The organism is Muricoccus roseus, assembly GCF_900141905.1.
In the GTDB taxonomy this organism is placed as follows: domain Bacteria; phylum Pseudomonadota; class Alphaproteobacteria; order Acetobacterales; family Acetobacteraceae; genus Roseomonas; species Roseomonas rosea.
In genome coordinates this window covers 1-16,869 of record NZ_FQZF01000035.1, presented here as the reverse complement: position 1 = coordinate 16,869, position 16,869 = coordinate 1, and the positions used below count along the sequence as shown (strand labels likewise).

General features: G+C 66.6%; 14 protein-coding genes and 1 pseudogene. 12 read left to right on the top strand and 3 right to left on the bottom strand.

Features of this window, described 5'->3' with window-relative positions; genetic code table 11:
* The first annotated feature begins 43 nt into the window (after positions 1-43).
* Positions 44-1,759, top strand: coding sequence for an ABC transporter ATP-binding protein (locus BUB97_RS21720; RefSeq protein WP_073138832.1), 1,716 nt, complete (start codon positions 44-46; stop codon positions 1,757-1,759).
* 50 nt (positions 1,760-1,809) lie between these two features.
* On the top strand, positions 1,810-2,139 hold the full coding sequence (locus tag BUB97_RS21715) for an Mpo1-like protein (RefSeq protein ID WP_073138828.1): 330 nt from the start codon (positions 1,810-1,812) through the stop codon (positions 2,137-2,139).
* Positions 2,140-2,211: 72 nt separating this feature from the next.
* On the opposite strand, the gene BUB97_RS21710 is transcribed toward BUB97_RS21715, so the two are convergent.
* A complete protein-coding gene (locus BUB97_RS21710; RefSeq protein ID WP_073138825.1) occupies positions 2,212-3,498 on the bottom strand; it encodes an NCS2 family permease in 1,287 nt (428 codons plus the stop codon).
* Positions 3,499-3,657: 159 nt separating this feature from the next.
* Here BUB97_RS21710 and araD point away from each other — a divergent pair, with 159 nt between their 5' ends.
* From araD to BUB97_RS21695, 3 genes are all read left to right on the top strand, one after another.
* Positions 3,658-5,448, top strand: coding sequence for an L-arabinonate dehydratase (araD, locus tag BUB97_RS21705; RefSeq protein WP_073138822.1), 1,791 nt, complete (start codon positions 3,658-3,660; stop codon positions 5,446-5,448).
* Between the two features lie 11 nt (positions 5,449-5,459).
* A complete protein-coding gene (locus BUB97_RS21700; protein WP_073138819.1) occupies positions 5,460-6,176 on the top strand; it encodes a ribonuclease activity regulator RraA in 717 nt (238 codons plus the stop codon).
* Between the two features lie 69 nt (positions 6,177-6,245).
* A complete protein-coding gene (locus tag BUB97_RS21695; protein ID WP_073138816.1) occupies positions 6,246-6,857 on the top strand; it encodes a cysteine hydrolase family protein in 612 nt (203 codons plus the stop codon).
* 296 nt (positions 6,858-7,153) lie between these two features.
* On the opposite strand, the gene BUB97_RS21690 is transcribed toward BUB97_RS21695, so the two are convergent.
* Both BUB97_RS21690 and BUB97_RS21685 read right to left on the bottom strand, forming a co-directional pair.
* Positions 7,154-8,686, bottom strand: a complete 1,533-nt coding sequence (locus BUB97_RS21690) for a glycosyltransferase family 4 protein (protein ID WP_073138812.1) — start codon at positions 8,684-8,686, stop codon at positions 7,154-7,156.
* Between the two features lie 222 nt (positions 8,687-8,908).
* Positions 8,909-9,364, bottom strand: coding sequence for a pseudoazurin (locus tag BUB97_RS21685; protein WP_073138809.1), 456 nt, complete (start codon positions 9,362-9,364; stop codon positions 8,909-8,911).
* Between the two features lie 256 nt (positions 9,365-9,620).
* Between BUB97_RS21685 and BUB97_RS21680 the strand changes: the two genes are divergently transcribed.
* The 7 genes and pseudogenes from BUB97_RS21680 to BUB97_RS21645 all read left to right on the top strand — a co-directional run.
* A complete protein-coding gene (locus tag BUB97_RS21680; RefSeq protein WP_073138806.1) occupies positions 9,621-10,742 on the top strand; it encodes a branched-chain amino acid ABC transporter substrate-binding protein in 1,122 nt (373 codons plus the stop codon).
* A gap of 535 nt (positions 10,743-11,277) precedes the next feature.
* Positions 11,278-11,613, top strand: coding sequence for a hypothetical protein (locus tag BUB97_RS21675; RefSeq protein ID WP_073138803.1), 336 nt, complete (start codon positions 11,278-11,280; stop codon positions 11,611-11,613).
* Positions 11,610-11,975 carry a hypothetical protein gene (locus BUB97_RS21670; protein ID WP_073138801.1) on the top strand — a complete coding sequence of 122 codons (366 nt, stop codon included), beginning with the start codon at positions 11,610-11,612 and terminating at the stop codon, positions 11,973-11,975. Before BUB97_RS21675 ends, BUB97_RS21670 begins: the two co-directional genes overlap by 4 nt.
* A 379-nt stretch (positions 11,976-12,354) precedes the next feature.
* Positions 12,355-13,932: a glycosyltransferase 87 family protein gene (locus BUB97_RS21660; RefSeq protein WP_139281419.1), complete on the top strand. Its 1,578-nt coding sequence runs from the start codon at positions 12,355-12,357 to the stop codon at positions 13,930-13,932.
* Positions 13,933-15,214: 1,282 nt separating this feature from the next.
* Positions 15,215-15,430 carry a hypothetical protein gene (locus BUB97_RS21655; protein ID WP_073138793.1) on the top strand — a complete coding sequence of 72 codons (216 nt, stop codon included), beginning with the start codon at positions 15,215-15,217 and terminating at the stop codon, positions 15,428-15,430.
* 22 nt (positions 15,431-15,452) lie between these two features.
* The gene (locus BUB97_RS21650) at positions 15,453-16,181 is read left to right on the top strand and encodes a hypothetical protein (RefSeq protein ID WP_073138790.1); all 729 of its coding nucleotides are present in this window, start codon (positions 15,453-15,455) and stop codon (positions 16,179-16,181) included.
* A 466-nt stretch (positions 16,182-16,647) separates the two neighbouring features.
* Positions 16,648-16,869 (top strand): annotated as a pseudogene (locus BUB97_RS21645) (IS5/IS1182 family transposase); the annotation flags it as partial.

The following is a 16,869-nucleotide window of genomic DNA, read 5'->3' as shown; positions in this document are numbered from 1 at the left end:
GGCGCGATGCGGCGCGGCCGCCAGGGTGGTAGAGGGCGGCGCGATGCTCAAGCGCTTCTTCGAATATTACCGCCCGCACCGGCGCCTTTTCCTGCTCGATTTCGGCTGTGCCGTGATGTCGGGCCTGCTGGAGCTTGGCTTTTCCCTGGCGGTGAAAGCCTTTGTCGACCGGTTGCTGCCGGGTGGCGACTGGGGGCTGATCGGCCTGGCGGCGGCCGGGCTGATGGCCATTTACCTGCTGAATGCGGGGCTGATGGCGGTCGTGACCTATTGGGGGCACATGCTCGGCATCAACATCGAGACCGAGATGCGGCGCCAGGCCTTCGCGCATCTCCAGAAGCTATCCTTCTCCTATTTCGACAACCACAAGACCGGGCATCTGGTGGGGCGGCTGACGAAGGACCTGGAGGAGATCGGGGAGGTCGCGCATCACGGGCCCGAGGACCTGTTCATCGCGGTGATGACCTTCCTCGGCGCCTTCGCGCTGATGTTCGCGGTGAATGCGGAGCTGGCGCTGATCACGGCGCTGGTGGTGCCCTTCACCGGCTGGATCACGGCGCGGTTCGGCGGGCGAATGACGCGGAACTGGCAGGCGATCTTCGGGCGGGTGGGCAATTTCAACGCGCGGATCGAGGAGAATGTGGGCGGCATCCGCGTGGTGCAGGCTTTCGCCAATGAGGAGCACGAGCGGCAACTCTTCGCGCGGGACAACGAGGGCTACCGCGCGACGAAGCTGCAGGCCTACCGGCTGATGGCGGCGAGCACCTCGCTCTCCTACCTCTCCATGCGGCTGACCCAGATGCTGGTGATGGTGGCGGGCAGCTGGTTCGTCATGCGCGGGGAGCTTTCGGCGGGCGGCTTCGTGGGGTTCCTCCTGCTGGTCGGCGTCTTCTTCCGGCCCGTGGAGAAGATCAACGCGGTGATCGAGACCTATCCCAAGGGCATCGCGGGGTTCCGGCGCTTCCTGGAGCTGCTGGAGACGGAGCCCGACATCGCGGACCGGCCGAGCGCCCGGCCGGCCCCGGGGCTGCGGGGCGAGATCCGGTATGAAGGCGTGCGCTTCCGCTACGGCGACGGCCGGCCGGTGCTCGACGGCATCGACCTGCATCTGCGCCCCGGCGAGACGGTGGCCTTCGTCGGCCCCTCCGGCGCGGGCAAGACCACGCTCTGTTCCCTCCTGCCGCGGTTCTACGAGGTGTCGGAGGGGCGGATCACCATCGACGGGATCGACATCCGCGACATGACGCTTGCCTCCCTGCGCGGCCAGATCGGGATCGTGCAGCAGGATGTGTTCCTGTTCGGGGGGACGATCCGGGAGAACATCGCCTATGGCCGGCTGGGCGCGAGCGAGGCGGAGATCCGCGAGGCGGCGCGGCGGGCCAGGCTGGACGGGGTGATCGCAGCCCTGCCGGAAGGGCTGGATACCGTGATCGGGGAGCGGGGCGTGAAGCTCTCGGGCGGGCAGAAGCAGCGCCTGGCCATCGCGCGGATCTTCCTGAAGAACCCTCCCATCCTGATCCTGGACGAGGCCACCTCCGCCCTCGACACCGAGACCGAGCAGGCGATCCAGGCATCCCTCCAGGAGCTGTCGGAAGGCCGGACCAGCCTCGTCATCGCGCATCGCCTCGCCACCATCCGGGATGCCGACCGGATCGTCGTCGTGGAGGGCGGGCAGGTGGTGGAACAGGGGCGGCATGGCGAACTGCTGGGGCGAGGCGGCGTGTATTCGCGGCCGGCTGCCGTGCAGCGCGCCGGGTGAGGCCTGGTTCCGGCTCGCGCCGCGTGGCGGGGATGGTCTAGGCTGCCGGCATGGCCGAGCGCATCGCCACCTATGCCGAGTTCTGGCCCTATTACCTGCGGGAGCATGCGGACCCGCGGACCCGGCGCGTGCATGTCCTCGGCACGGTGATCGGCGTCGGGCTGTTCCTCGCCGGGATCGTGTTGGGGCGGTGGTGGCTGGTGCTGGCAGGCCTGTTCAGCGGCTATCTCTTCGCCTGGGTCAGCCACATGACCATCGAGCGCAACCGCCCCGCGACCTTCACCTATCCGCTCTGGTCCCTCGGCTCCGACCTGCGGATGGCCTGGCTTTTCCTGACGGGGCGGCTGGAGGCGGAGCTTCGGCGGGCGGGGGTGGGGTAGACGGCGGAAGGCTTCGGCCTCCACCCGCCGAGGGGCCAGGCCCATGGAACACGCGTGCCGGCCCCTCGCGATTCAGGACAGGGCGAGCTGCAGCGCCGACAGAATGGCGAGCACCCAGACGGCGCCATGGACCTCGCCCGGCCGCCCGGCGGCGAGCTTGATGAGGGCATAGGCGGTGAAGGCGATCCCGATCCCCGTGCCGATGGAGAAGGTGAAGGGCATGGCCATGGCACCGAGGATGGCGGGCAGGTACTCGGTCATGTCCCCCCAATCCAGGTCCTTGAGGGATTCCGCCATCAGGCAGGCCACGAAGACGAGGGCCGGGGCGGTGGCGAAGGCCGGGATCGCGGTCGCGACCGGGGAGAAGAAGAGCGCGAGGAGGAAGAGCGCGCCGACGGTGAGCGCCGTGAGGCCCGTGCGGCCGCCGGCCTGGATGCCCGCCGCGCTCTCGATGTAGCTGACGGTGGGGGAGGTGCCGAGCGCTGCGCCGATCATCGCCCCGCCGCTATCGGCGACAAGCGCCCGGCCCAGGCGGGGCACGGAGCCGTCCGGCCGCATCAGCCCGGCCCGATGCGTGGTCGCGATCAGCGTGCCGGCGTTGTTCAGCAGGTCGGCCACGAAGAAGGTGAAGACGACGCTGGCCATGGCCAGCGAGAAGGCCCCGGCGAGGTCCATCTGGAGGAGGGTGGGCGCGATGGAGGGCGGGGCGGCGACGAAGCCTTCGAACCGCGTGAGCCCCAAGGGAATGCCAGCCAGCGCCGTGACCAGCACGCCGATGATGATGGCCCCCGGCACGCGGCGCGCGGAGAGGGCGGCGATGAGGATGAAGCCGGCCGAGCCGATCAGCACCGGGGGGGAACCGAGGTTGCCCAGCGTGACGAGGGTGGCCGGGTGGTCCACCACCATGCCGAGATTCTGCAGCCCGATCAGCCCCAGCAGCAGCCCGATCCCCGCCGCGATGCCGAGCTTGAGCGAAAGGGGGATGCCGTTGATCAGCCATTCCCGGAAGCCGGCGAGGGAGACGAAGAGGAAGATGACGCCCGACAGGAAGACGGCGCCGAGCGCCACCTGCCAGGAGGCGCCGGCCTGCCCCACCACGGCGAAGGCGAAATAGGCGTTCACCCCCATGCCGGGTGCGAGGGCGATGGGGAAGTTGGCCAGCAGGCCCATGAGGGCGCAGCCGATGGCGGCGGCGAGGCAGGTCGCGACGAAGGCGGCGCCCGGGTCGATGCCGGCGGCCGCCAGGATCCGCGGGTTCACCACGATGATATAGGCCATGGCCAGGAAGGTGGTCAGGCCCGCCATCAGCTCCCGCCGGGGGGTGGTGCCGTTCTCGGTGAGGCTGAAAAGCCGGTCCATCGCGTTCTCATCTCTCCAGGCGAATCCTGCGGGAGCAGGGAAACAGGCCTTGTGCGGTGCCGCAACGGCCATGCCCCTCGCGGGAGGGGCTTCCGGGAGCCCTGGCGCGGTTCTGCAAATCTGCTATGTCAGCTTGAAGACCACCCCGGAGGATGCGTGATGGCCGATCCGAACCTGCCGCCCCAATCCCTGGAGCCCGGCCCGACCGAGCCCGGCCCGAAGCGCAAGACCGCGGCCGAGCTGCGCTCCGCCCGCTGGTTCGGCCCCGCCGACCTCCGCAGCTTCGGCCACCGCTCGCGCGCCATGCAGATGGGCTACGCGCCGGAGGAGTGGACGGGCAAGCCGGTGATCGCCATCGTGAACACCTGGTCGGACCTCAACCCCTGCCACGTTCATTTCAAGCAGCGCGTGGACGACGTGAAGCGCGGCATCCTGATGGCGGGCGGCTTCCCGGTGGAGCTGCCGGCCATCTCGGTGAGCGAGAGCTACGTCAAGCCGACCACGATGATGTACCGCAACTTCCTGGCCATGGAGACGGAGGAGCTGCTGCGCTCCCACCCCGTGGACGGCGCGGTGCTGATGGGCGGCTGCGACAAGACCACCCCCGGCCTGCTGCTGGGCGCGACCAGCATGAACATCCCCGCCATCTTCCTGCCGGCCGGCCCGATGCTGCGCGGCAACTGGCAGGGCAAGGTGCTCGGCTCAGGCTCGGACAGCTGGAAGTACTGGGACGAGCTGCGCGCGGGCAAGATCACGGACCAGGACTGGCTGGGCGTGGAGGGCGGCATCGCCCGCTCCTACGGCACCTGCATGACCATGGGCACGGCCTCCACCATGACGGCCATCGCGGAAGCGGTGGGCATGGTGCTGCCGGGCGGCTCCTCCATCCCCGCCGCCGATGCGGGGCATATCCGCTTGGCGAGCGAAAGCGGGCGCCGGATCGTCGAGATGGTGTGGGAGGACCTGACGCCGCACAAGATCCAGACCAAGCCCGCCTTCGAGAATGCGATCGCGGTGGCGATGGCCATGGGCTGCTCGACCAATGCCATCATCCACCTCATCGCCATGGCGCGGCGCGCCGGCCAGGATATCGGGTTGGAGGATTTCGAGCGCTTCTCCCGCCGCGTGCCCGTTATCGGCAATGTCCGCCCCTCCGGCAGCACCTATCTGATGGAGGACTTCTTCTACGCGGGCGGCATCAAGGGGCTGATGAACCAGATCCGCGAGCATCTCGACCTCACCTGCGTCACCGTCACGGGCAAGACGCTGGGCGAGAACATCGAGGGCGCGCGCGTCTACAATGACGACGTGATCCGCAGCACGGCGAACCCCATCTATGGCGAGGGTTCGCTCGCGGTGCTGAAGGGCAACCTCGCCCCCGATGGCTGCGTCATCAAGCCGGCCGCGATGGACCAGAAGTTCCTCAAGCATTCCGGCCCGGCGGTGGTCTTCGACGACTACCCCTCGATGAAGAAGGCCGTGGAGGACGAGAACTACCCCTTCACGCCGGATACGGTGATGGTGCTGCGCAACGCCGGCCCGCAGGGCGGCCCGGGCATGCCGGAATGGGGCATGCTGCCCATGCCGAAGAAGCTGCTGAAGATGGGGCTGCGCGACATGATGCGCATGTCCGACGCCCGCATGTCCGGCACTTCCTACGGCGCCTGCGTGCTGCATGTCTCCCCGGAATCCTACATCGGCGGCCCGCTCGCCCTGCTGCGGAACGGCGACATCGTCACCGTCGACGTGGATGCGCGGACGATCAACATGGAGGTCTCCGAGGAGGAGCTGGCCCGCCGCCGCGCGGAGTGGAAGGCGCCCGAGCCGCGCTTCGAGCGGGGCTACGGCTACATGTTCACCAAGCACATCCAGCAGGCGAACGAGGGCTGCGACTTCGACTTCCTGCGCACCGAGTTCGGCGCGCCGGTGCCCGAGCCCGTGATCTACTGAGGAGACGATCCATGGCCCTGCCCAACGAGACGCGGGAGAAGCTGAAGGGCGTCTCCACCGCGACGCTCGCCACTGCCCTGTTCAAGCGCGGCTTCCGCCAGCAGTTCATCCAGGACGTGAAGCCGCTGCGCGTCCGCCCCGAGAGCATGGTGGGGGAGGCCTTCACCCTGCGCTACATCCCGGCGCGCGAGGACCTGAACAAGCTGGAGGTGTTCCGCGACCCCGAGCACCCGCAGCGCAAGGGCGTGGAGATGTGCCCGCCCGGCGCCGTGCTGGTGATGGACAGCCGCAAGGATGCGCGCGCGGCCTCCGCCGGCTCCATCCTCGTCACGCGGCTGATGGTGCGCGGCGTGGCGGGCGTGGTGACCGATGGCGGCTTCCGTGACGCGGTGGAGATCGCGGAAATGGACATCCCCACCTATCACAGCCGCCCCTCCGCGCCGACGAACCTGACGCTGAACCATGCGATCGACCTGAACGTGCCGATCGGCTGCGGGGACGCGCCGGTCTTCCCGGGCGACGTGATCGTCGGCGACGGGGACGGGGTGATCGTGATCCCCGCCCATCTCGCGGACGAGATCGCCGCCGAGGCCGTGGAGATGACGGCCTATGAGGACTTCGTGACCGAGCGCGTGCGGGGCGGCCAGCCCATCATCGGCCTGTATCCCGCGACAGATCCTGCAAACCTTGAGGCCTTCGCAGCCTGGCGCAAGGAAAAGGGTCGCTAGGCCTCCGCTCCAGGCAATCCAGGCGGCATCCAGCGCGTTTCCTCCGCACCATTTCGGAGGACGGGCTGGATGTCAGACGAGAAGGGGCTTCGCTTCGGGCCGCTGGGCACGGGTTGCGCGCATCTCTGCATCGATATGCAGAACCTCTTCGCGGAGGGCACGGAGTGGCACACGCCCTGGATGCGGCGCGTGCTGCCCGTGATCGAGCGGATCGCGACGGCCCATCCGGAGCGGACCGTCTTCACCCGCTTCATCCCCGCCGCCCATCCCGGAGACGGGGAGGGGACCTGGCGGCACTATTGGGAACGCTGGAAGAGCATGACCCAGGAGGCGCTGGCGCCCGGGATGCTCGACCTCGTGCCGCCGCTCGCGCGCCTCGTGCCGCCGGCGCAGGTGCTGGACAAGATGGTTTATTCGCCATGGGCCGAGCCGGCACTGCACGAGATGCTGAAGGCGCAGGGCATCGATACGCTGGTCATCACGGGGGCGGAGACGGATGTCTGCGTGCTCGGCGCCGTGCTGGGCGCGGTGGACCGGGGATACCGCGTGGTCATCCCCACCGACGCGCTCTGCTCCTCCTCCGACCGCACGCATGACGCGCTGCTGACCCTCTATCGCGAGCGCTACGGACAGCAGGTGGAAACGGTGACGGCGGATGAACTGCTGGAGGCCTGGGGCTGAGGGCTTCTGTTCTGCGCTGACGGTCTGTCCCGGGGAGAGGAAGAAGGAATTCTTCCTCTCCCCGGACCCGTCGAAGGCAGTGCCTTCGACCCATCATCTTCTTCTTCGAGTTGGAATCACGGGGCTGACGGTGCGCCTCGGGTCGTAGACCCGAGGCGACTGCAAGGTCAGGAAAAGCGGCCACCAGAGACCCCTTCGATCCGGGGTATCCACGGCAGTCAGACGGGGTTCCAAGGGCCTCGGGCCCTTGGCGGGTGAGGGCGGAGCCCTCAACGGCGAGCCCCTGAAGATCCCGCTCAGGCCCGGCCTGGCACCGGCTCCTCGATGGCGCGCAGCACGGCCTCGGCTGCGGCGTCCCAGGTGACGGGCCGGAATTCGCGTGCCACGCGGTCCTGCCAGGCCCGCAGCCCCTCCGGGTCTTCCACGACCTCGCGCACCACCTGGTAGGCCTCGGTCGTGTTCTCCGGGTCGAAGTAGCGGGCGAGCGGCCCGCCGGCTTCGGGGAGGGAAGTGGTGTTGGAGATGATGGGCGGCTTGCCGAAGGCGAGGCTTTCCGTCACCGGCAGGCCCCAGCCCTCGTAGAAGGAGGGGAAGAGGGTGAACTGCGCGCCCTGGTAGAGAGTGGTCAGCTCGCCATCGGTCGGGTCCTGGAACAGCACCAGCTTGCCGCCGAGGTAGTGGGCGTTCTTCAGCTGCTGCATCAGGTCGGACACCATCCAGCCCACGCGTCCGGCGAAGACGAGGGTGGGCACCTTCTCGCGCGGCATCTCCTCCAGCATCCGGCGCCAAACGCGGAAGAGGAGGATGTGGTTCTTTCGGGCCTCGATGGTGGAGACGATGAGCGCGTAGGTGCCGGGTTCAGGATAGCGCCGGCCCGGCAGGCGGGTGGCGGGGGCGGGGCTGCCGAAGCCGGTGCCCATCGGGATGGCGACGGGGCGCGCCTTCAGATTCCAGCCCTTCTCCTGCCCATAGGCGTGGATATCGGCCGCGCTCGCCTCCGAGATCGCCATCAGCACATCGGCATGCGGCAGCACGGTGCTGAGCCAATGGTTGAAGATCCCGACGAGGCCGGCGTCGCAGAACTCCGGGCGGCGGAGCGGGATGATGTCGTAGAGGAGCACGCCGAAGCGCAGCCCCGTCGCCTTCTTCGTCCTGGCGATCAGCGCACCGTATTCGCGGTGGAACCAGGGGGAGCCGAGGACGAGGAGCATGTCGCCGGGGCGGGGGGCGAAGGTCTCCGTGGCCGGGGGCCGCGGCTCCGGAGCCGGCGCGGGCGGAGCTTCGGCCAGCGGGGCCGGAGCGGGGGCGGCCGGGGCGGTGACGCGGCGGCGGGGGAAGACCGACTCCCAGGCGATCCGCCCGGCATGCAGCGCGCTCTGGATGGCGCCAATCTGCTGCAGCACGGCGTCGCCCAGGGCGGGGCGGATATGGCCCGGCACGCGGCGCGCCGCCCAGCTCAGCATCCGCCGGCGCAGGCGCGGCGGGCGGGGCGGCGGCAGGATGGCATCCGGCACGGCCGGGGTGAGGGTTCCAGGCGCGGGGGAGGGGGCCTCCGCGGCCTCCTCCGGGGTCGCGGGCATGGGGGTGCTCAGCCCGGCGAAGAGCGCCTCCACCGAAACCCAGGGCACCGGGCGGAACCCCATGCCGCCTTCGGCATGGCGAAGGAACCGGACCTTGCCCTCCCCGACGGCCCCGACGAGGCAGCGGCAGACCTCGAACTCCACCCGCTGGATGCCGCTGGGGCGGGGATTGACCCGGGCGTAGTCGAACAGATCCTCGACATCGATCCAAATCGTTCTGGATCCGGCGTCATCGGACCTGGCTGTCATGGGCGGGCGTTCCGGGCGGTCTGGGGGCCGGTGGGATCCGGCCCGGCAAGGTAGGGTTTCGCGCCAGCCCCTGAAAGGCGGCGGGGAGGGTCGCGCACCGGAGAGGGGCCGGCCCCGCCGGCGCGTGTTTCCACGCGCCGGGCCGGGGCTGGCTACAGTGCCGGGGGAGGCGGTTCTAGTGGAACACCACCGGAACATGTCGCCTCCGGCCCGAAGGTGCCGTCAGTCTGCCAGGCCCTGGAACATCCTCTGGAAGCGCGCGCGCGCGCGGGGCGGATGCGAGACGCCGCGGGCCGCTTCCAGATTCGCCCGCGCCGCCTCGCCCTCTCCGACCATGATCACGCCGACCATGCCCATCGCGTAATGCGGCTTGCACTGATAGCCGTAGATGCCGGGCCGGTCGAAGGTGACGGTGATCTCCTCGTTGAGCCGGCCCTTGAAGAGGGGGGCGCCCTCGGGCGTCATCGACGGGATCGATTCCGCGCTGTGGCCGGGCTGGGTGGCGCGGAAGCGCACGCTGTCGCCGGGCGCGATCCGCAGGGTGGAGGGCTCGAAGACCATCATCCCCGCCTCTCCCCGGTCCAGCATCCGCACCTCGTATTCCGCCGCCCGGGCCCCCCCGATCATCACGGTGGCCGCCATCAGCAGGCCGGCCATGACCCGTGTCGCACTGCGCATCTCGATCTCTCCTTCGCACGGCCGGCTTTCGGGGTGCCGGCGGCGTGCGACGGAGGGTGAAGCGCCGAAAGCGCGCCGTCTTTGTCCTGGAACAAGGACGGCGAGCCGCGATGCGGCCTTCGCGGCGCAGCCGGGGTGGAGACAGGGGGAGAACGATAGGTTCCCTCTATCCCTGAGATGCAGACCGCTCCGGTTGACCGCCACCCGCCCGGCGCGCAGCTTCGCCGCCATTCACGGAACAGGCGGAACCCAGCCCATGCCCACGCGTCACGGCGTCCTTCGCGCGGGGCTGGCGCTCGCCACCCTGCTTGGCATCGCGGGTCCGGTCGCGGCCCAATCCGGCGGCGAGATCCGCATCGCCATGGCGGGCCCGCTGACGGGCGACCAGGCGACGATCGGCGAGCAGATGCGCCGCGGCGCCGAGATGGCCGTGGCCGACCTGAACGCGGCCGGCGGCGTGCTGGGCCGCCGCGTGACGCTGGTGCTGGAGGACGATGCCTGCGACCCTCGCCAGGCCGTCGCCGTCGCCAACCGGCTCGTCGCGCGCCAGGTTGCCTTCGTGGTGGGCCACTACTGCTCGGCCACGTCCATCGCCGCGTCGGACGTCTACAACGACGCCGGCATCCCGCAGGTCTCCCCGGGCTCCACCAACCCACGCTACACGGAGCGCGGCCTGCCGAACGTGTTCCGCGTCTGCGGCCGGGACGACCAGCAGGCCGCCGTCGCGGCCGAATACGTGGCGCGCCAGTTTCCCGGACGCACCGTCGCGATCACCAACGACCTCACCTCCCCCGGCGTGACGCTGGGCGACGTGTTCCAGGCCACGCTGAACCGCCTCGGCACGCGCGAGGCGCTGCGCGCCCAGATCACCAAAGGCGAAACCGACTACAACGCCATCGTCACCCGGCTGAAGCAGGCCAATGTCCAGGTGCTCTACCACGCGGCCTATCACCGCGAGGCCGCGCTGCTGCTGCGCCAGGCGAGGGACCAGGGGCTGAACCTGCAGCTCATCTCCAACGACGACCTGAACGTGCGGGACTTCTGGAGCATCGCCGGCAACACGGCCGAGGGCAGCCTTTTCACCTTCGAGGCGGACCCCAGCCGCACCCCCGCCGGCGCCGAGATCGCCCGCCGCTTCCAGGCGACGAATTTCGACCCGAGCGGCTACACCCTCTACAGCTACGCGGCGGTGCAGATCTTCGCGCAATCCGCCACGGCCGCGAACAACGCCCAGCCCGGCCGGATCCTCGCCGCCATGAAGGGGCGTGAGTTCAACACGGCCCTCGGCCCCATCCGCTTCGATGGCAAGGGCGATCGCGAGGGGGCCGCCTACCGTGTCTTCGTGTGGCGCGACGGTCGTCACGAGGAGGCGCAGTAGCCGCCTGCTCTGCCGGGCGGCGGCCCGCGCCGCCAGTTCTGCAAACTTCCCGGGGCGGCCCTGGCCGCCCCGGCCGTATTCGGCTCAGCTTCGCTTGTGACGGGATGTGGCCGCCCGTCGCTGAATGATTGGCTCAGGGCCGGCCCGGCCGCGAAGGCGTCGTGCTGGAGGTGGCGTTCCCGAAGCTGAACGGCACTACGTCCTGAAGCTTGTCGGGCACCCGCGCCGGGAACCACGGCGCACCCCACCTTCCAGACAGGCGGCCGCCGACGCTGCCGGTCCGGTGGCTAGGAAGGCACAGGGGACAGCGGATCGTGCTGGGCTGCCCGGGAATGGGTGCTGGCGGACAGGGTGTCCGCCAGCCCTGAATTTTAGTGCGTTGATTGACAACGCTTTTGGCATCGGCCCATTTGGTGTTACCCACGCCCTTACCCACATAAAAATGGCGTCGTGGGAACCGCTCTTGGAGCGTAGAACGTAATGGGAACACTGCCTATATAGAGGGTCGCAATCGTCCGCCACAGAGGACCCGACCATGGCCAAGCAGCCCCAACGCCCCTCCGTCCAGCAGGAGGTCGCGCAGCGCATCACCCGGCTCATGCAGAAGAACCCCTCCCCTGGCCGCATGACGATCGAGGTCGAGAACATCATCGCCGGCCTGCGGGAGCAGGGCGACGAGGAGCAGGTCCGCGGCTGGCTGGAGGAGATGCGGGACGGCTTCGCCGAGGCGGCCGAGCAGGCGGCCGAGGCGATCGATGAGGTGGAGGTGACGAAGAAGGCCGAGCGCCGGATGGCCGAGAATGCCGCCGCCTGCATGGCCGCGATTCGGGACGCCTTCGGCCGGGCGCTGGCCGAGCCGGCCCTGGCGTGAACCGGCGGTATTCCCGATGGTCCACCGCCCTCCGCGAGGCGGTGGGGCTGGCGTATCGCGAGGCAGGCGGACGCGGCGCGGATGAGGACGGGCGGCTCGCTGCTGGGGTCGAGGCCTTCCTCGACGCTGGCGGCGTGGCGGTGGTGCCGCGCGAAGCGGTCGAGGTCATCATCTGGGACCTCTCGCGCGATCGGCTGGATTGGCTCCTCGACCCTGCGGAGGCGTGGGCGCTCCGCCATCACCGCCGGTACCACGACGGCCGGCTGCGGTGGCGGCGCCGATTCCGGTGGGAGAACACCGGCCCGCGCGTAGAGGCAGAGGTCGCCGGCCGGGCGCCGGAGCCGCGGGAGCCGCAGGCATGACCAGCGAATCGACCTGGCCCGTGGACCAGCTGCGCGCGGTCGGCCGTGCCTATCGCGCCGCCGGCGGCCGCGGCCTGGACCGGCTCCGCCGGATCGAGGAGGCTGAGGCGGCCTATCTGGAGGCGGGCGGGGCGCCGCACGACGCGCGCGCCACGTCCTCGCCATGGTGGCGCACCTGGCGTGGGAGCATGGGGATTGGCTCTTTGGGCCTACCCAGGACTGGGTTGACTAGCACGGCACGCAGGAGCCCGTGCACGGCGACCTGTTCGGGGCGCCGGGGCATGACGAAGCCGCTTCCCAGTCAGTCCGTGGAAGCCCCTTTTAGGGCCGTACCGTGAAAGCTAGGCTGTAAACTCGCCGAGCTCGTTGGAGTACCTGCGTGAGCCAACATCACGAAACCAAGCCTGCACCTCTCAGAAGGCGAGATTACCTTGGTTTTGTACTCCCGATGGCTGTTCTACTAGGAACAGCAATGGCCATAGCGTCAGTTTACCTAGGGCAAGATCACAACTACGACCAACGAAATTATCATCTATACGACGGATATTCTTACTATCACGGCAGATTTGATTTGGACTACCTCGTTGCCGACATCCATACGTTTCTCAACCCGTCACTTCATGCTCTTCAATATCTTCTCATATCAAGCTTTCGCCCTGCAATCACTGGCGCAATACTGGGCATCGTGCATAGTCTGAACCTTATTGCAGCAGCTGTGCTAGTCCTTTACTTTCTCGACGGCCCACGGTGGGCGAAATATATGATGGCGGTTTTGGCTTCGGCTGCGGCCGCAAGCGGACCGATGTTTCTTTCTGAAATTGGAACCACATTCAGCGATATATGGACCGCTCCTGCGGTGGTGCTTGCGGCGGGGCTAATCGCCATGTCTCCATCAAGTCAAAATTCCAAGTACCTTCTTGCCATCGCTGGAGTGCTGCTTGGGGTTGCTGCAGCCGTGAAATTAACCAACGGCAGCTTTGCACTTGCAGGCGCTGTCTGCGTCATTTTCTTGAAAATCAGAACCGATATTAGCTGGACGGCATTTGTATGTTTCGTGGTTGGTGGACTAATTGGCTTTGGTCTGGTCGGAGGAGAATGGGCATTCCGTCTTTGGACAAATTTTTCCAATCCTGTCTTTCCCTTCTTTAACGGCCTGTTCAGATCGCCGGACTTCTATTTTCATAATATCAAAGACGAACGTTTCGGAGCGAGCGGTATCGTCGACTTGCTGGCAGCGCCTTGGCAAGCAGCCGTTGGCACACTGGAGACTGCAGAAATCAAATTCAGAGATGCACGCATGCTTCTCCTTGTCGCTCTGGCTGTGTGTGTCGCATTTCACCATCAGCGTCACGCAAGGCCATCTAATTATCTTGCTGTTTTCGGGGTCTTCTACGTTTCGTCGTACCTCCTCTGGTATGTATTCTTCGGAATTCAGCGATACATGCTGCCTCTAGAGATCTTGGCCGGCCCTATCTGCGTTTTGCTCATCAACCGCCTCTGTCAGCCCAGACAGGCGGTTATGTTAGCTGCTGCACTCACCATTGGTTTGGCTTCCTGGACAAGAACGGGAACCTGGGGACGAGTTGAGTGGGCCGCCGCATGGCAGAGCCCGCAACTTTCAGATGGAATTGATGGTACCAGATTGTTCGTTTTTCTTGACCCGCCGCCCATTCCCGTAGCATCCGCAGTTCTAGCACTCCCTGCCAGCGCTTCTTACATTCGTCTGGGTGGCCATGTTCCTTTGGTGCGCGGGACAACATTCCACAGGCGAGCGACGACTATTGTGGACCGGCTAAGGAATGCCAAGGCCAAGGCACTTATCGTCGATCGCCCCATCCCAGCTATAGCTCTATCGCAGCTTCAGCAAATGGGATTGGCGTTGACACAGGCCTGCACTCGGATCGTGATTCAGCATCTATCTTTGCAAGCTTGCGACCTGAAATGGAATGCCGATTAACTCAGCGAGATGTGGCTCCGTGGAATTGGCGAGGTGATGGTGCAAGGCGCCCAATCTCTCTGACCGCACACGTAAGCTGGTGCAAGCAATGCGCTCTGCTTCGATCCAGGCGCGCATCACGGTATCCGGAATTAGGCTGCAGGCGACGCACAGGAATGACAGCATCATCGGCGCCTACACAATCGCGCCCGCCAGCGCTGCGCGGAACCCTGCGGCGACACTTCCTCGTTGTGGCGAGGGATGAGGACGGTAGTTTGTGATTGCAACTTGAGGGATCGGATCCTCATTGTATCTTGGGGGCGGGTTCGCCGCTTCTTGCCTTCATACACCCACGGTGAAACGCTCGCTTCTATTGCGTCCTCTCCCGCACATGCAGCATAGAGCGCGAGGGGACGCGTTGTTCGTCCGCGAGCTTGGATTGGAAGGTTGGATGGAAATTTTGCGCAAGGTTATCCAACCTGCCAGCAATGCACTCCGCAGCTTCTGGTGCATGGTAGTTGGCCATAGGTGGTCAACTGAAGGTTGGTTGCCTATGGCGCATCTTGACCCTGACGACACGCGTGTCTCACGTACTTCCATTTGCGCGAGGTGCGGCGAAACACGGGAAGAGCTTAGCCATCGATCTTGAACGTGGACGAGCTGACCAAGAGCGTAAATAGTGGCCGGAGCCTGGCGCTCCGGCCCTACCCCTGCGCTATCTCCGGCGCATTCACTGCGGCACCCGATATCCCTGCGGCAGCCCGAGATGGTCCAGCGAGGCGTCTAGCACCCGCAGCAGCAGTTCCTTCGTCCCTACACCGAGGCAGTTGCCGGGCAGGTCCGCCGGGCCACCCTCCAGGGCGAATAGCGTCCCCTTCGGGCTCGAGTGGATGATGGCGGCGCGATAGGTCCAGCTCGGGCAATCATCAGCATTGCGCGAAGATCACGACTTTGTTATCTAGTGATCGCAATGCGAAAGAAGTCGACCTCGCGCCAGACCTCTCAATCAACTCGGTCTGCCCAACGGGCTCGGCCGAGGAGCCCCTAACATACCCCGCCGCAGCGCCGCTGCGTGCCGCTTCAGAACCGGCTGAGACGGCACGCCGGTCAGCAGCTTCGGTGAACGCTCCGCAGCGATTACGTCACATGCAGTGGCTTGGACTGGCATGCCTCACTGAAGCACAGCTTCGAAGCCAGATCGCCTCTCTGCAGGCCAGGCTTCTGGTCCTTCGGATCGAATTGTCGTCGCGGACCCCAGAACCGTAAGCTGGACGCGATCATGCCGGACAGAGGATCCACCCCCTTGCGCCTTGCTCGCTACGAAGTCGGGATCGACAGCTACCGGGCCGCCAAGATCTTAATCGACAAGCATGGTGCGGATGCAAGAGCGTTCGCCAGCCGGCGGATGCAAGAGTTGCTGGAAGGGGGCGACGAGGCAGGGGCTGCGGCGTGGGTCGACATCGCGTTCGCCATCGATGAAATGGCACGAGGCCCTCGCCCCGGCGAGATGCGGAACTGATCCATTTGCCGGCGATGCCCCAATGATGTTCTACGAGGACCACGGGTCGGAGGTCTTTTTCCAGCCAGGACGCTCGGACTACCTCGTCATCACCTTCAGCGAGCTGACCCAGCGGCCGAACGGCCGCACCTTCTGGGGCTCTGTCCCGCTGCAGCATCTCGGAATTCCAGCTGTTGGCTTCGTGGCCAAGCGGGCCCGCTGGTTTGCTGACACCTTTGTCCGTCGCGCTTTGGCGGCTGCGCGGCCAAAGATGGAAGGCTATGCCCGCCGGATCACCTACGGCTTCTCCATGGGTGCATACGGCGCAACCCGCCACGCCGGCGTCTTGGGCGCACAAACCACTATCGCGTGCTCTCCCCAATGGACGATCGAACCAGCCAAGCTGCAGGGCATAGGGCAGCCTTTTGCTCGACACTTTCGAGAGGACAAGCACGTCGGCATGGAGCTGACCTCCTACCCGGCAGACGGCCGCCTGTACCTCCTATATGACCCTTACGACCGGCATGACGCTTGGCATGCGGACCGGATCAGTGAGCACATTGCCCAGACGGTGCGTGTGCCCATGCCCTTCGTTGGGCACGGCAGCGTCCGTCCCTTTGCTAACACGACGTTGATGGCTTTGCTGATCGAGGCTGCTCGGTCCCACGATGATGAGCTTGTGCGGCGAGCAGCACGACATGCTCGGCGGAAGTATTCCGGGCGAGAAGAGCTGGTGATGAAGGCCAGAGCTGCACGGTCCAACCGTTTCTGATTAGATGGCCCGTACGGCAAAGCCCTGTCATGTACAGCCTACGCGCCACTATATGACGCTCCAAGAGACAGAGAAGGCGGATGCTTCCCGTGCGATTGGGCGGAGCGCTCCTCCGCCCCGCCCGACCTGACCTTACCCCGAAGTAAGGAGCACCGGGGGTCAGGGCCACGGCGAAAGGGCCTTTGATACTGAGTTGTCAGGAGCACTCGACAACTCGGCTGTCCTTCGCTCAAATCAGAACGCTAGCGCGCCCGAGGAAGAACACTCCAATGAAGTCATTGAAGCTGAACGATAAGGCGCTGGCGTACTATGGCGCGATGGCGCGCGGCGAGGCGTCAGTCTGTTTCTCCCAGTTCGGAGAGGACATTGTGGTCCAACGCCTCCTTAGCAGGTTGCTGAAGAAGTCGGCCCTCGACGCGATTTGAGGAACATGATTCACCTCCGCAGGGCAACCGCGGGGTTGATGATGCGGGGGACGGACGAGACGAGCGGGTCGCTGTTCAGCTACGTCGATCTTGAGGCGCGCATCCCGGCGCGGCATCCCCTGCGCAAGATCCGGCAGGTGGTGAACGAGGCGCTGGCCAGCCTGGATGCCGATTTCGAGGTGCTTTACACCGACTTCGGCCGCCCCTCGATTGCGCCCGAGCGGCTGATCCGAGCGAGCCTGATCCAGATCCTGTTCTCGGTC

What these genes read in the sequence shown, in the direction of transcription:
- BUB97_RS21715 (WP_073138828.1), top strand. Translation starts at nt 1,810, where the DNA reads ATGGCCGAGCGCATCGCCACCTATGCCGAGTTCTGGCCCTATTACCTG.
- BUB97_RS21650 (WP_073138790.1), top strand. Translation starts at nt 15,453, where the DNA reads ATGATGTTCTACGAGGACCACGGGTCGGAGGTCTTTTTCCAGCCAGGA.
- BUB97_RS21720 (WP_073138832.1), top strand. Translation starts at nt 44, where the DNA reads ATGCTCAAGCGCTTCTTCGAATATTACCGCCCGCACCGGCGCCTTTTC.
- BUB97_RS21680 (WP_073138806.1), top strand. Translation starts at nt 9,621, where the DNA reads ATGCCCACGCGTCACGGCGTCCTTCGCGCGGGGCTGGCGCTCGCCACC.
- BUB97_RS21690 (WP_073138812.1), bottom strand. Translation starts at nt 8,686, where the DNA reads ATGACAGCCAGGTCCGATGACGCCGGATCCAGAACGATTTGGATCGAT.
- BUB97_RS21710 (WP_073138825.1), bottom strand. Translation starts at nt 3,498, where the DNA reads ATGGACCGGCTTTTCAGCCTCACCGAGAACGGCACCACCCCCCGGCGG.
- araD (WP_073138822.1), top strand. Translation starts at nt 3,658, where the DNA reads ATGGCCGATCCGAACCTGCCGCCCCAATCCCTGGAGCCCGGCCCGACC.
- BUB97_RS21700 (WP_073138819.1), top strand. Translation starts at nt 5,460, where the DNA reads ATGGCCCTGCCCAACGAGACGCGGGAGAAGCTGAAGGGCGTCTCCACC.
- BUB97_RS21675 (WP_073138803.1), top strand. Translation starts at nt 11,278, where the DNA reads ATGGCCAAGCAGCCCCAACGCCCCTCCGTCCAGCAGGAGGTCGCGCAG.
- BUB97_RS21685 (WP_073138809.1), bottom strand. Translation starts at nt 9,364, where the DNA reads ATGCGCAGTGCGACACGGGTCATGGCCGGCCTGCTGATGGCGGCCACC.
- BUB97_RS21695 (WP_073138816.1), top strand. Translation starts at nt 6,246, where the DNA reads ATGTCAGACGAGAAGGGGCTTCGCTTCGGGCCGCTGGGCACGGGTTGC.